At 67.5% G+C, this 13,045-nt stretch carries 16 protein-coding genes; 12 read left to right on the top strand and 4 right to left on the bottom strand.

Going from position 1 to position 13,045, the window contains the following annotated elements; translation table 11 throughout:
• Nucleotides 1-9: 9 nt before the first annotated feature.
• Nucleotides 10-273 (bottom strand): DUF4190 domain-containing protein, encoded by a 264-nt coding sequence (locus AC07TY_RS12080; RefSeq protein WP_494785506.1) that lies wholly within the window; start codon nt 271-273, stop codon nt 10-12.
• 152 nt (nt 274-425) lie between these two features.
• On the opposite strand from AC07TY_RS12080, the gene AC07TY_RS12085 reads away from it, so the two are divergent.
• The 6 genes from AC07TY_RS12085 to AC07TY_RS12110 all read left to right on the top strand — a co-directional run bounded on the left by AC07TY_RS12085 (nt 426) and on the right by AC07TY_RS12110 (nt 7,805).
• A complete protein-coding gene (locus AC07TY_RS12085; RefSeq protein WP_488626752.1) occupies nt 426-1,436 on the top strand; it encodes a LacI family DNA-binding transcriptional regulator in 1,011 nt (336 codons plus the stop codon).
• A gap of 164 nt (nt 1,437-1,600) precedes the next feature.
• Complete coding sequence (locus AC07TY_RS12090) at nt 1,601-2,866, top strand: ABC transporter substrate-binding protein (protein ID WP_494785507.1); 1,266 nt, start codon at nt 1,601-1,603, stop codon at nt 2,864-2,866.
• Nucleotides 2,867-2,870: 4 nt separating this feature from the next.
• Nucleotides 2,871-3,824 carry a carbohydrate ABC transporter permease gene (locus AC07TY_RS12095; RefSeq protein WP_494785508.1) on the top strand — a complete coding sequence of 318 codons (954 nt, stop codon included), beginning with the start codon at nt 2,871-2,873 and terminating at the stop codon, nt 3,822-3,824.
• Nucleotides 3,821-4,696, top strand: a complete 876-nt coding sequence (locus AC07TY_RS12100) for a carbohydrate ABC transporter permease (protein ID WP_494785509.1) — start codon at nt 3,821-3,823, stop codon at nt 4,694-4,696. The genes AC07TY_RS12095 and AC07TY_RS12100 overlap by 4 nt, the downstream gene beginning before the upstream one ends.
• Before the next feature lie 49 nt (nt 4,697-4,745).
• Nucleotides 4,746-6,017: a family 1 glycosylhydrolase gene (locus tag AC07TY_RS12105; protein ID WP_488625201.1), complete on the top strand. Its 1,272-nt coding sequence runs from the start codon at nt 4,746-4,748 to the stop codon at nt 6,015-6,017.
• 108 nt (nt 6,018-6,125) lie between these two features.
• Nucleotides 6,126-7,805, top strand: a complete 1,680-nt coding sequence (locus AC07TY_RS12110) for a CBM35 domain-containing protein (RefSeq protein ID WP_494785510.1) — start codon at nt 6,126-6,128, stop codon at nt 7,803-7,805.
• 43 nt (nt 7,806-7,848) lie between these two features.
• Here AC07TY_RS12110 and AC07TY_RS12115 read toward each other — a convergent pair whose 3' ends face one another.
• The 3 genes from AC07TY_RS12115 to AC07TY_RS12125 are packed head-to-tail and all read right to left on the bottom strand — an operon-like array spanning nt 7,849 to nt 9,411.
• Nucleotides 7,849-8,211: a tautomerase family protein gene (locus tag AC07TY_RS12115; RefSeq protein ID WP_488625204.1), complete on the bottom strand. Its 363-nt coding sequence runs from the start codon at nt 8,209-8,211 to the stop codon at nt 7,849-7,851.
• Complete coding sequence (locus AC07TY_RS12120; RefSeq protein WP_494785511.1) at nt 8,201-8,800, bottom strand: Asp23/Gls24 family envelope stress response protein; 600 nt, start codon at nt 8,798-8,800, stop codon at nt 8,201-8,203. Before AC07TY_RS12120 ends, AC07TY_RS12115 begins: the two co-directional genes overlap by 11 nt.
• Nucleotides 8,797-9,411 (bottom strand): RNA polymerase sigma factor, encoded by a 615-nt coding sequence (locus tag AC07TY_RS12125; protein WP_488626753.1) that lies wholly within the window; start codon nt 9,409-9,411, stop codon nt 8,797-8,799. Before AC07TY_RS12125 ends, AC07TY_RS12120 begins: the two co-directional genes overlap by 4 nt.
• Before the next feature lie 241 nt (nt 9,412-9,652).
• On the opposite strand from AC07TY_RS12125, the gene AC07TY_RS12130 reads away from it, so the two are divergent.
• From AC07TY_RS12130 to AC07TY_RS12155, 6 genes are all read left to right on the top strand, one after another.
• Nucleotides 9,653-10,717 (top strand): helix-turn-helix domain-containing protein, encoded by a 1,065-nt coding sequence (locus AC07TY_RS12130; RefSeq protein WP_494785512.1) that lies wholly within the window; start codon nt 9,653-9,655, stop codon nt 10,715-10,717.
• Between the two features lie 122 nt (nt 10,718-10,839).
• Complete coding sequence (locus AC07TY_RS12135) at nt 10,840-11,286, top strand: Asp23/Gls24 family envelope stress response protein (RefSeq protein WP_494785513.1); 447 nt, start codon at nt 10,840-10,842, stop codon at nt 11,284-11,286.
• Nucleotides 11,283-11,471 (top strand): DUF2273 domain-containing protein, encoded by a 189-nt coding sequence (locus AC07TY_RS12140; protein ID WP_123506680.1) that lies wholly within the window; start codon nt 11,283-11,285, stop codon nt 11,469-11,471. The genes AC07TY_RS12135 and AC07TY_RS12140 overlap by 4 nt, the downstream gene beginning before the upstream one ends.
• A gap of 23 nt (nt 11,472-11,494) precedes the next feature.
• The gene (locus AC07TY_RS12145) at nt 11,495-11,851 is read left to right on the top strand and encodes a hypothetical protein (RefSeq protein ID WP_233580024.1); all 357 of its coding nucleotides are present in this window, start codon (nt 11,495-11,497) and stop codon (nt 11,849-11,851) included.
• Nucleotides 11,848-12,423 (top strand): DUF6286 domain-containing protein, encoded by a 576-nt coding sequence (locus tag AC07TY_RS12150; RefSeq protein WP_123506681.1) that lies wholly within the window; start codon nt 11,848-11,850, stop codon nt 12,421-12,423. Before AC07TY_RS12145 ends, AC07TY_RS12150 begins: the two co-directional genes overlap by 4 nt.
• On the top strand, nt 12,423-13,028 hold the full coding sequence (locus tag AC07TY_RS12155; protein ID WP_494785514.1) for a hypothetical protein: 606 nt from the start codon (nt 12,423-12,425) through the stop codon (nt 13,026-13,028). The genes AC07TY_RS12150 and AC07TY_RS12155 overlap by 1 nt, the downstream gene beginning before the upstream one ends.
• Nucleotides 13,029-13,045 lie beyond the last annotated feature (17 nt).

The raw sequence follows: 13,045 nt of genomic DNA on the forward strand, positions 1-13,045 counted from the left end.
GGTGACGACTCAGACCTGGAGCTGCCACCCGACCATGAAGCCGGCCGTGACCCCGATCGCGATGAAGACCAGGCTGACCACGGTCCCGGCTATGGCGAGGCCTCTTCCGCGCTCGCCGGTCCGGGAGGTGCTGCGCAGAGCGATCAGGGAGACCACGAGACCGGCTGGGCAGAAGACGAACGCCAGGACGAAGCCGATCACCGCGAGAGCGTTGAGCGGTGCTGTCGACGCCAGGGAAGGCGCTCGGGTCGTGCTGTGGGGCGTCGTTGCCATGATTGTCCTTCCAGCGCGGTGGAGTGCCCAATGATAGGCCGTCAGCGGGCCGCCCCGTTCGTCTTCCCCGGACGACCGTGAGCTAGGTTGTGTCCATTCGCAACGAGTGAGGGGGGCGTCGGTTGGCTTGGTCCGCTACCCCTGCGCCCACCATGCAGGATGTCGCGACACTCGCCGGAGTGTCTGTCAAGACGGTGTCGAACGTCCTTTCCGGTTACGAGCACGTGTCGCAGCGCATGCGGGCCCGAGTCATGGCGGCCGTCGAGGAGCTCAACTACGAGATCAACGTGTCGGCGCGCAACCTCCGGGTCGGCCGCACGCGAGTGCTCGGTCTCGCCGTGCCCGAGCTGAGCCAGGCGTACTTCGCCGAGCTCGCCGACGCCGTGATCCGTGCGGCGGGCGATCGAGGCTACACGGTGCTCATCGAGCAGACCGTGTCCGATACCGCCAGTGAGATCAGCGCCGTCGCCTCGATGCGGAAGCATTCGATCGACGGCCTCATCTACAGCCCGCTGACGATCGAGGCCTCCGACGTCGATCAACTCGACGGCGAGTTCCCGCTCATCGTCTTGGGGGAGCGTGTTCACGGGAGCCGCGCGGCCCACGTGACGATGTCGAACGCGAAGGCCGTCCGGGCGGTCACCGACCACGTTCTCGATCTCGGACGTCGCCGCGTCGCCGTGGTCGGGGTGCATCCCGACGGACCGGTAGGTGCCGCCGCGTCGCGCTTTCGCGGGTACGAGGATGCCCTTCGCGGGCACGGGATCGAGCCCGACCCTGCTCTGTCGGTAGCCACGCCGCTGTGGCACCGGACCGACGGCGTCGCCGCCGCCGAGCGTCTCGTCGCGTCGGGCGTCGACTTCGACGCGGTGGTGTGCTTCAACGACGCGCTCGCCCTCGGGGTCCTCCGGGGGATGCAGTCCCATGGCATCCGGGTTCCCGACGACGTCATCGTCGTCGGATTCGACGACATCGAGGACAGCTCGTTCTCGACACCGTCGCTCACCACGATCTCTCCCGGCCGCGACGAGATCGCGCGCGAGGCCGTCTCGCTCCTGATCGACCGGATCGAGGGCGTGGCGCCGCCTGCCGGCGCAGTCGATATCGAGACAGGGTTCCGCCTCGTGGTCCGCGAGTCGTCGGTCGGCGCCTCGCAGGCCTGAACGCGGCCGGAGACTTTCTCTCCGACCTCGGTTGACACCCCTCGCCCTCTCCCGTATCTTGCAATTTACATCGATGTAAATTTAATGGAAGCAACCACCCTCACACTCCCCAGAAGCACCAGAGGCTCCCCAACGAAGACGTCGGGAGCAGATAGCAGGTCACAGTGAAGAAGCTGATTGCAGTCGTTGCGACTGCGGCCATCGCAGCCGTCGGGCTGACCGGCTGCGCCGGCTCGTCCGGCCCGTCGTCGTCCGAGAAGGTCTCCCTGACCTTCTGGCACGGCTACACGGAAGCCGATGGCGGAGTGCTCGACGACATCGTCAAGCAGTTCAACGCCTCGCAGAAGAACATCACCATCTCGACGCAGACCAAGACATGGGCCGTCATCGACGACACGCTGCTCCCGGCCCTGTCGTCGAAGAAGGGCCCGGACCTCGTCGCCATGACGTCAGACCGCCTGCCGGTCTACGCCCAGAAGCACGCACTGGTCGACCTCGACGACTTTTACGGGCAGGCGTCGAGCAACACGTCGAAACTCAAGCCCGAGGCCGTCGCGATGGAGACCGTCGACGGCACGAAGTACGGCGTTCCCAGCGGCTTCGTCCCGCTGTCTGTGATCTACAACAAGAAGCTTTTCGCGAAGGCGGGAATCACCGAGTTCCCGACCACTTGGGACGAATGGGTGGCAGACGCCAAGAAGATGACCGTCGACACGAACAACGACGGCACTCCCGAGCAGTACGGACTGGTCCTGCCCGATCACGCCACAGTCGGAAACGGCATCTGGCCGAGCCTCTTCGAGGGCAACGGCGGCTCGATCACGAACGACGACGGCACGAAGGCCACCATCGACTCCGCTGCCAACGCCGAGACCCTCGCCTACTGGGCCGACGCCATCGAGAACGACAAGATCTCGCCCACCGGCGTCGACGGCATCGGCGCCGACAAGCTCTTCACGGCAGGCAAGACGGCCATGGAGATCGGCGGACCCTGGATGGCCGGCGTCGCGACGGCCTCCAAGATCGACTACGGCCTCGCCGCCATCCCGGCCGGCCCGAAGGCGAAGGCCTCGTCGGCCATCGGGATCTCGCTCGCCGTCACCGCTCAGACCGACTCCGTCAAGCAGCAGGCGGCCGAGAAGTTCCTGGCCTACTTCAACGAGAAGTCGACTGCCACGAAGTGGTCGCTCGGCTCCGGCTGGCCGCCCCTCCGCACCGACGTGACGGCAGCCGATGTCGACTCGAACGCGACCGTCGCGAGCCTGACCAAGATCGCCCCGAACACCCAGCCCCTCCTGCCCGGCGTCGTGAACAGCGGCGACGTGCTCACTGCTATCGACACGGCGACGCAGAAGGCGATGGCGGGCGGCGACCCGAAGCAGCTCCTCGGTCAGGCCCAGTCGAGCATCCAGCAGGCTCTGGCGAAGTGACCTCGTGACCACTCAGCAGCTGCAGCGCAAGAAGCCGTACCGGCCGCCGGGGCAACTCGGCGGCCGGGTGGCCCTGGCCGGGTCCTTCAAGCGGAGGGCAACGATCGTCGGCTTCCTGGCGCCCGCGCTGGTCATCCTCGGCGCGTTCGTCGGGTGGCCCATGATCTCCGCCCTCCGCCTCTCCTTCACCGACGCCAGCGGGTTCGGAACACCGAGCTTCGTCGGGCTCGACAACTACGTGCGCGTCTTCACCGACTCCGACATCATCCGCGCCATGGGCAACACCGCCCTCTACGCGGTTATCTTCACGCCGGTGTCGATCGTCGTCGCCCTACTCCTGGCGCTCGCGGTCAACAGCCCCCGACTCCCGTTCCGCGGGTTCTTCCGCTCGACGCTCTTCCTTCCGTTCATCGTCTCGCTCGCCGTGGCGGCCTTCGCCTGGTCGTATCTCCTCGACCCGCAGATCGGGCTCGCGAACTACTGGCTGCAGGCGGTCGGGATCCGCATCGGGAACGTCCTGCAGGATCCCACCCTCGCCATGCCGACCGTCGTCCTCGTCGCGGTCTGGAAGAGCTTCGGGTTCTACATGGTCATCTTCCTGGCCGGTCTGCAGGAGATCCCGAAGAGCCTGTACGAGGCGGCGCAGCTCGACGGCGCGAACGCGTGGAAGCGGTTCACCAACGTCACTTATCCGATGCTGAGCAACACGATGGCGTTCGTCGTGATCGTGGCGCTGATCGCGGCCCTGCAGGCGTTCGACCAGATCTACGTCCTCACCGGCGGCGGTCCGTACCGGAGCACCGAGACCATCGTCATGCAGATCTACCAGTCGGGATTCAAAGACCTCGACCTCGGCTTCGCGTCGGCTCTCTCGTACGTGCTCCTGATCGTCACGCTTCTCCTGAGCCTCGTCCAGTTCCTGTTCTTCGGCCGTCGTGGAGAGGACACCGCCTCATGACCGCACTCACCCGCCCCGGGGTCCGCGTCGCAAAGCGCGCAACCACCCGCAAACGTCCGGATGCCGCTCGCTGGCTCGCGTTCGCCGGCTTCCTCGTCGTCACGTTCGCCCTCATGCTCCCCGTCATCATCATCGTGCTGACGGCGTTCAAGCCCGCCTCCGAGGTGAACGCCTTCCCGCCGACCCTGGCGCCGCACCACTGGACCCTCGACAACTTCCGCGCGATCTTCTCAGAGCTGCCGTTCGGCAGGCTGATCGTCAACAGCTTCGTCTTCGCAGGCGGCGTCACGCTCTTCGCACTCGTCTTCGACTCGCTGGCCGCCTATGCGCTGGCGCGCCTCGACTTTCGCGGGTCCAAGGTGCTGCTGATCGTGATCATCGCGAGCCTGATGATCCCGTTCCAGGCGACGCTCATCCCGATCTACCAGCTCGTGTCGCAGCTCGGCTGGGTCAACACGTTCGCGGGTCTCATCGCCCCGCGCGCCGCCGACGCGTTCGGCATCTTCTTCCTGCGGCAGTTCTTCGTCTCGCTTCCGCGCGATCTCGACAACGCGGCCCGCATCGACGGGGCGTCCGAGTGGCGCGTGTTCCGCAGCGTGGTCCTCCCCAATGCGGTCCCGGCGCTCCTGACACTCGGCATCTTCACCTTCGTCAACAACTGGAACGATCTGCTCTGGCCGCTGGTCTTCACGACCGACCAGAAGATGGGGACGATCACGTCGGGCCTCACCCTCCTGACCGGCCCCGGCGGGATCATCCCGCAGGGCGTGATGATGGCCGGCGCCCTGATCGCGGTGCTCCCCCTTGCGATCATGTTCCTGCTGGTGCAGCGGCGCTTCATCGAGAGCGTCGCCAGCACCGGGCTCAAGTGACGCCGCCTGCCTCGCCACCTCTTTCCCGACTTCCAGAGACGAGTACGCCATGAAATGGTTCGACGACGGCGCCCTGCACTTCGCCCTCGGCATCGAAGACACCTTCGTGCCTCAGAGCCGGGCCGGCGAACGGCCCATCGACGAGTACGAGCTGACCCAGCACTACCAGCAGGTCGAGACCGACCTGACGCTCGCCAGCGGCGTGGGCGCGGAGATGATCCGGTGGGGCGTGCCCTGGTACCGGGTCGCGCCGACGCCCGACACCTGGGACTGGTCGTGGGTCGACCGCGCCATGGACGCCTTCCAGGCCGAGGAGCTCCGTCCGATCGTCGACCTGCTCCACTACGGAACGCCCCTCTGGCTCGACGACCAGTTCGCCAACCCCGACTACCCGGAGCGCATGGCCGAGTTCGCGGTGCGCTTCGCCGAGCGGTACGGGCACTACGCGACCGACTACACGCCGGTCAACGAGCCGGTCATCCACTCCCTGTTCTCGGGGGAGTTCGGCTACTGGCCCCCCTACCTCACCGGTCCGACGGGCCTGGTGAAGGTGGCGTCGTCGCTGGCACGCGGCTTCGTCCTCACCCAGCAGGGAATCGCGCAGGAACTCGGGTCTGCCGCGACTTTCGTCCACGTCGATGCCGGCATGCGGTACGTGGGCGACGTCGAGGCTCCCGAGCATCGTGACACAGTGGCCCGCCTCCGTGCCCAGACCTTCCTCGTGGAGGACCTCGTGACCGGCGCCGTCGACGACTCCCACGCCCTCCTGGCGCAGCTCCGGCGAGGCGGTGTGACCGACGACCAGCTGGCCTGGCTCGCCGACAACGCGGTGCGCCCGGACGTCATGGGCGTGAACTACTACCCGCTCCACTCCACCGAGGTCTTCGAGGCCGGCGTGCACCACGGCGGGGGCTTCGCCGACTCGCGGCCGTTCCACGATGCCGGCGTCGATGGGCTCCGCGAGGTGCTGCGCGGCCATGCCGAGCGGTACGGCGCACCCGTCATGCTCACCGAGACCTGCGTCACGGGGTCGGCGGAAGAGCGCATCACCTGGATGGACGAGTCGGTCCGGGCGCTCCACGAGCTGCGTGCCGAGGGCCTGCCGGTGGTCGGCTACACGTGGTGGCCGCTGTTCGACATGTACGAGTGGACGTATCGCCACAGCACCGCCCCGCGCGTCGACCACCTGCTCACCATGGGCCTGTTCGACCTCGTGGAGTCGCCGACCGGTCGTCTCGACCGGGTCCGCAACCCGGTCGCCGACCGCTATCGCCACCTTGCGGCCCAGTCCCGGGTCGTCGCGACGCCGCTTCGAAAGTAAATCCGATAGCCCCATCGTTCGGCGGGAAGGCGACGGCTTTGTCCTCGCCCTCCCGCTGATCCCCTGGACGGAGATCACCCTCCAGGCCATGTTGAAGAAGGAGAACTGATGACACCGCAGTCCAGTACCCGCCCTCGACGCAGGCGGGCGCTCGCGCTCGTCCTTGCGGCGACCGCCCTCATCGCCGGCTCGCTCGCCAGCCAGGTCGCCCGGGCTCCCGAGGCATCCGCCGTCACCGCCGGCAACGGTGCCCTGGTGTACTCGCCCGCGGCGGGAACGTCGTTCAACCCGGAGGGCGGCCGCGCTGCAGGGACGACCTACGCCAAGATGATCGTCCTGAAGAACAGCGGATCGTCGAACGGCACCGAGATCGTCACCTTCGATCAGCTCGTCCTCGAGAACGGCGTTCAGGTGTACCCGATCTACCGGAGCACCGACAACGGGACGTCGTGGAGCAGGATCGCGGCGGTCAAGCCGAGCACGCAGTTCCCGGCCCTCACGCGTACCGCTCAACCGTCCCTCTACGAGACGCCCATCCAGCTGGGGTCGATGCCGGCGGGCACGCTCCTGCTGAGCGGCATGATCATGCCGACCGACCGCTCGACCAGCCGGCTCGTCATGTACAAGAGCCTCGATCACGGCGTCACCTGGTCGTTCGTCAGCACCGTCGACACCGGCGGTCCGGCCACGTACGACCCCACCCCGAGCTCGACGACCTCGACGGTCTGGGAGCCCTCTCTCGCGGTCGATGCGAACGGCGGTCTCGTCACGTACTTCTCCGACGAAAGGCAGAAGGCCAACGGGGTCCTGCAGGCGGTCAGCTACCGACGATCGACGGACGGCGGCCTCACCTGGGGCGGTCTCGTGAACGTCTCGGCTCCGACCAACCAGAGCGACCGCCCGGGAATGATCACAGTGACGCGGCTCCCGAACGGCAGCTACATCGCCACCTTCGAGGTCGTCAACCGCCCGAGCCAGACCAACAACACGGCTCCCGTGTACTACAAGATCTCTCCCGACGGTCTGAACTGGGCGCCGTCGACGAGCATCGGCACGCAGATCACCCTCCCGAACGGCCGCGGCATCGGCTCGTCGCCGGAGGTCCGGTGGATCCCGACCGCAGGCAACGCGAACGGCATGATCGTCGTCTCGTCGAAGTGGGGTCTCACGTCGTCCGGTGCCATCGACGGGGGCCAGAACTTCTTCGTCAACCGCAATCAGGGCAGCGGCTCGTGGGAGCAGCTCCCCTACGCGGTGACCTACGACGCGGCGGACACCGCTGGCGGCACCTTCAGCGGCTTTGCGCAGAGCTTCGACAGCAGCGCCGATGGGAAGACCCTGTACCAGGCGACGAATGTCGAGAATCTGACGACCACCTACAACGACGTGAGGGTGGGCTCGATCCCGATCAGTGCGACTCAGTACGAGGCGGAGTCGGCCGCACTCACCGACACATCGCTGGTCACTCAGGGTGACGCAAAGGGCGGGGTCAAGGTCGGGAACATCAATAATGCGACGAGCTCCGTGAAGTTCTCGGTCACGGCTCCGACGGCCGGCACATACACGATGAATGTCCGGTACGACAACGGCACCGGCGCGACGAGCACCCACAACGTCAGCGTGAACGGCGGCACCACGAGCGCCATCTCCTACCCGAAGACGGCGAACTGGGGGCGGTTCGGTTGGTCGCAGAAGACTGTCGCGCTCACCGCAGGCACCAATACGCTCACCTTCACGAAGGGGACCGGATTCGCCGAGCTGGACCAGATCCAGCTCTACCAACCCTGACGGGGAGGCCGCAGACGTTCAGGTCTCCTGCACGGCTGCGGCCTCACCCGATCGCGCCAGACCCCTGCGAGCCAGCCTCCTCGACCAGGCGCACCTTCACGTTGACAGCGACCTCGCCCCGAATCGACGGCTCTGCCCCCAGCCGCTCGAGAAGCAGCTCGCCCACCCGCCGGAGCGTCTCGGTGGCGGGTCTCTCGCCGGCAGTGGAGATGTGCGCGCTGACCGTCGTGAAGTCGTCGGCCCGGTCGATGTCGACGAGCACGTCCGGGACGCGCAGGGCGAGCCGCACGGCCACCGCCCCGGCGGCAGCCTCGAGGATCGGCTGCGCCGGGTAGACGCCCGAGACCCCCTCCGTCGCTCGGATGGCCGCCGTCAGCTGGCGGGAGAGCTCGGTGTCATCGGTCATCGGTGCGGTCCCCTCCCGGGTAGACATCGTCGATCGTGACGTCGATCTGGCCGATGACGAGCTCGGTGTGCTCCGCCAGCGCGCGTGTGATGCGCTCGCGGAGCCTGTCGGCCGTCTCGGCCACGGACATCCCGTACTCGAGGCCGGCCGTCACGTCGATGCGGATGGGCGCTCCGGGCGTCGTCACGTCTCCGTCCAGCACGCACCGGCCCATGATCACGCCGCCCATCGTGTCGCCGGCGCGGCGGATGACGCCTCGGACGGCCGCCTCGGTGAGTGCGAGCCGGAGCACGGGGTTCGGATGCCCGACGGGGATGTCCCTCCCGGATCGGATCTCGGTCTTGATGGTGTCGAGGAGTCCTGAGATCCAGACATCGTCGCGGGCAGGATCGCGCCCGGACTCGTTCTCCAGCGCAGTGCGGGCGAGTTCCTGCATCCGGGTCATCCCCACGAGGGCGAGACGGCAGGCTGCGGAGGTCTCGATCGAGGGGTCGTACGGCGTGCGGCCTCGGTCGAGGTAGTCGCCGAGCTCTTCCATCGTGTGGCCGTCGAGGTCGTCTTCCGGCACGGAGGTAGCGTCGAATGTCATCGCCATGCCTCCATTTCGTGGAGAACGAACCGTCGGGCGCGAGCCAGGAGGCCCCGCACGGTGGAGACCGGGATCTCGAGTGCGTCCGAGATCTCCTGGTAGCTGTAGCCGGCGGTCTCTCGTAGTAGCCAACACCGTCGCTGATCCGCGGGGAGTCTGTCGAGAGCCTCCCACACGGCGTCGAGCTGCAGGCGGGTCTCGACGATCTTCTCGGGAGAGCGCGATTCGTGAGCCGGGGGGTTCACCTGGTCGACGTCGTCGTGATCGCGACGGACGCGGATCCTGTCGATCGCCTTGCGGGTGACGATGCGCATGAGCCAGTTGCGGACATGCGCGGGACTGTCGAGCTCGGCGATCTGCCTCCAGCCGGTCAGGAACGACTCCTGGACGACGTCGTCCGACTCGATGTCGGAGCCGAGGAGCTTGGCGGAGTACACCCGCATGAGGGGCCCGTGTCGACGCGCGAGCATCTCGAACGCGTGCACGTCGCCGTCGGCGGCTCGCGCGGCGAGAGTCGCGTCAGCAGCCTCCGACAGCGGATCGAGGTCGACGATGACGGCCTCCCTGATCGATCGAACGTGCGGCCGGATCGGCCTCCACCTGACTACCACCAACCTTGCACGCCGCACCAGCTGTTGGCCCGGAACCGATCCGAGACCGATCGGGCACCCAGCGAAGCCGTGCTTCTGCCCTCGTTCTGGGGGCGACGGCCGGCCCTTCGCGTCGAAATCGCACTCCGAACATCTCAGTCAGACGGGTTTGTGACATCCGGTCCACTCATCTCGTCCTCATTACCGAAGGGCGTTCCATCGCCCGGTGAGACCGATCGCATGCCGCGGGAGGAGGAGAGAAGTGAGCACCACCCCCGCCACTGATGCGAGGTCGCAGGACCCCGATCCGATCTCGTCGCTGGTCGACGCGCCCCTGGCCCGCTTCGAGGTATCGGGGCGGAGCGCCGCCGAGGCCGCCCGCCTGTCGGAGCGCGCGTACGGAGGTGCGAGATTCACCGCCCTGGAGCCGGACGAGCCCTTCTCGTTTCGCTTCGCATCTCTCGGCGACGAGAACGTCAGCCTCCGCCTGTCGAGCCTGTCCGGCACTCTGGTCGGCGAGATCGGTCGGCTCGACGACTATGTCGCCACCTGGTTCCGTCAGGGCGGCGGCAGGATCGCGACCACCCGGGAGACCCTCGACCTCCGTCCCGGAGGTCTCGCCGTGCTCCCCTCCTCGGAGAGCTTCCGGTTCGAGACCGGGCCCGGCCTCCAGAACCTCGTGCACGTGGCGAGACCCTTCCTCGAGAGGATCGCGACCGAGCGTCACGGCGGCCCCGAGCAGCCCCTCGCGTTCCGGCACCAGGTCAGGCCCAGCGAAGGCGGCCTCGCGCAGTGGCGGCAGACCATGTCGGCGGCCTCGCCCGTCATCACCGACGCCGACGCGCCGCCACTGATCCGCATGGAGTCCAACCTTGCCGTAGCGCGAACGCTTCTGGACGTCTTCTCCTGGCACACGCATCACGTCCCGGCGGCGCTCCTGACACCGCGCCTCGCGAAGGTGCGGGCGACCGTGGAGTTCCTCCACGAGAACGCGCACCTGCCGATCACGCCGGCTGATGCCGCGTCGGCGGTCGGCTTGAACACGCGGTCCATGCAGAACTCGTTCCAGCGCCACCTCGAGATGTCGCCCACGGAGTACCTCCGTCGAGTGCGTCTCGACAGGGTGCGCCGGGACCTTCTCGAGCACACCCCGAAGACGGCGACGGTCAACGATCTCGCGCGCGCCTGGGGGTTCGGCAACCTGGGTCGATTCGCGTCGTCGTATCAGGCTCGCTTCGGGGAGAAACCGAACGAGACACTCCGGCGAGGGCGGCCTTCGGGAGTCGCTCCGCTGGCCGGAAACCGATCCGAACTGACGGTTTTCTGAAGATTTTCTGGACGCCCATGACGAAGTCACCAGTCAATGCGTCTGAATGATGTGCCCCACGAATTCGGGTGCAGCTCTCCGGGTCCCGGGTAGCACGACAACAAATATCAAGGAGAAAGCAAATGACGAACGTCACCCCCACCACGTCCAATTCCGTCGCCAAGACCACCCCCGCCTCGGGAACCGCGACCGGCAAGAACACGATCGCCGAGGGCGTCGTCGAGAAGGTCGCCGGCATCGCCGCCCGCGAGGTGCCCGGCGTGCACGACCTCGGCAACGGTGCCGCTCGTGCCATCGGCGCGATCCGCTCCGCGATCAACCAGCAGGACCGCGGCCAGGGCATCAAGGTCGAGGTCGGCGAGAAGCAGGTCGCCGCTGACATCGTCGTCGTCGCCGAGTACCCGGTCGAGCTGCAGAAGCTCGCCGACAGCGTCCGCGCCAGCGTCACCGAGGCCATCTCGACCGTCGTCGGCATGGAGGTCACCGAGGTCAACGTCACCGTCTCCGACGTCTTCATCCCGTCGGACGACGAGGACAACGACACCGAGACCGAGAGCCGCGTCAAGTGACCTCCACTACCAAGGGAATGCTGATCGGCGCCGTGCTCGCGCTGACGGCAGTCGCATTCGGATTCTGGGCCATGATCCTGGTCGCTGTCGCGATCGTGATCGGCTGGGGAGTGGGCCGGGTTGTCGAGGGAAAGCTCGACGTGAAATCCCTGTCTGACGCCCTCCGCGGGCGGCGGTCCTCGTGACCGCGGCGGTGATGGCCGACTCCGTGCCAGTCGACGCCGCGGCCGCCCGCGGCCTCCATGGCCGCACGAAGATCACCTCGCGCGCAGTGCGCCGGGTCGTGTCGGCCGTCACCGCGGACGCTCTCAGCGTCAGCGCCTCCGACGTGTCGGTGGAACTCGCCGACCACGACGGCTCACTGACCGTGATCGCAAAGACGCCGATCCACGTCAGCCCGCTGGGCGACGTCGGGCGTCGTTCGAGCGGCACCCTGCTGGAACGCCTGACGGCCGCCCAGACCACCATCCGCGACCGCTGCCTGCAGCTGACCGGATCCTCCATCGGCCGGGTCGACCTCCGCATCACGGGCGTCGACCTCCGTGAACGAAAGAGACTGTCATGACGACCCCCGGCCTCTACCGCCGCGTCGTGCGACGCGAGACGCATTCGTCTCGTTCTGGCATCGCCATCGTCCTGGCAGTGCTCCTGATCCTCGTCTTCGCCTGGATCGGCGTCGAGGCTGTCCTCGCAGCACTGAAGCAGCCTGCCCTCCTGGCCTCGCCGAAAGACGCCGCGGTCACGATCCTCGACGCGGCCAGCGCCCCCGTGGGTCTGCTGACCGCCGCCGGAGCCGTCGTCGCGGTGATCGGGATCATCCTGATCATCGTCGCGCTGGCACCCGGTCGCCGCGGCCGACGCAGTGCGTCGTCTGACCGGACGGCGGCACTCGTCGACGACCGCGTGATCGCGCAGAGCATCGCCGGAACCGCCAGCTACGCCGGCGACATAGAGCCGGACCAGGTCAAGGTCACGGTCGGCAAGCGCTCCGTCGACGTCGACGTCACCCGCACGTCGGGGCGCACCGCCGACCTCCGCAGCATCCAGGAAGCCGTCGACGACGAGCTGTCGTCGTACGACTACAGCCCGAGCCTCCGCGGCAAGGTGCGCCTGTCCAAGGAAGGAACGGTCGCCTGATGACCAGCACGAATCGATTCCTCAACCGTCTGCTCGTCTTCGTCATCGGACTCGTCCTGCTTCTGGCAGGTGGAGCTGTAGCGGCCGGGGCGCTCCTCGCCGACGTGAAGAAGAACGTCAGCCAGTCGGCGAAGGACGCCACTCAGCCCACGTCGGACGCCCTCTCCGGCGGCCAGCCCTGGATCCTGTGGGTGACGGCCGTGGCCGCGCTCGTCCTGATCCTGCTGCTCCTGTGGTTCATCTTCCGGCAGGGCCACGGGCGCACGAACACGCTCCTCGAGGTCGCCGGCGGCGAAGGCAAGGGCTCGCCCACCGGCGGAACCCTGACCATCGACGCGAAGGTCGCCGAGCAGGTGCTCGAGGAGTCTCTGGCACGCGACCCGTCCATCGTGTCGGTCGACGTCAGCGCCTTCGAGGTCAAGAAGGAGAACGTGCTCCGCATCACGGCGCAGACCCGCCGCGGTGTCTCGCCGATCGAGGTGCGCCGGTCGATCGACCGCGCGGTCGCCGACTGGGACGCCCTCCTCGGAACCGCGACACCCGTCGTGATCCAGATCACCGGCGGGCTCCGCAGCCAGCTGACCGGCACCAGCCGCGTCGAATAGCACGTCAACCCCACCCA

Source organism: Frondihabitans sp. GW821-FHT04F02 (assembly GCF_059420045.1).

Excerpts from the sequence above, each read along its gene's own strand:
- AC07TY_RS12080 (WP_494785506.1), bottom strand. The coding sequence starts at position 273 with ATGGCAACGACGCCCCACAGCACGACCCGAGCGCCTTCCCTGGCGTCG.
- AC07TY_RS12085 (WP_488626752.1), top strand. The coding sequence starts at position 426 with ATGCAGGATGTCGCGACACTCGCCGGAGTGTCTGTCAAGACGGTGTCG.
- AC07TY_RS12100 (WP_494785509.1), top strand. The coding sequence starts at position 3,821 with ATGACCGCACTCACCCGCCCCGGGGTCCGCGTCGCAAAGCGCGCAACC.
- AC07TY_RS12105 (WP_488625201.1), top strand. The coding sequence starts at position 4,746 with ATGAAATGGTTCGACGACGGCGCCCTGCACTTCGCCCTCGGCATCGAA.
- AC07TY_RS12110 (WP_494785510.1), top strand. The coding sequence starts at position 6,126 with ATGACACCGCAGTCCAGTACCCGCCCTCGACGCAGGCGGGCGCTCGCG.
- AC07TY_RS12115 (WP_488625204.1), bottom strand. The coding sequence starts at position 8,211 with ATGACCGATGACACCGAGCTCTCCCGCCAGCTGACGGCGGCCATCCGA.
- AC07TY_RS12120 (WP_494785511.1), bottom strand. The coding sequence starts at position 8,800 with ATGACATTCGACGCTACCTCCGTGCCGGAAGACGACCTCGACGGCCAC.
- AC07TY_RS12135 (WP_494785513.1), top strand. The coding sequence starts at position 10,840 with ATGACGAACGTCACCCCCACCACGTCCAATTCCGTCGCCAAGACCACC.
- AC07TY_RS12150 (WP_123506681.1), top strand. The coding sequence starts at position 11,848 with ATGACGACCCCCGGCCTCTACCGCCGCGTCGTGCGACGCGAGACGCAT.
- AC07TY_RS12155 (WP_494785514.1), top strand. The coding sequence starts at position 12,423 with ATGACCAGCACGAATCGATTCCTCAACCGTCTGCTCGTCTTCGTCATC.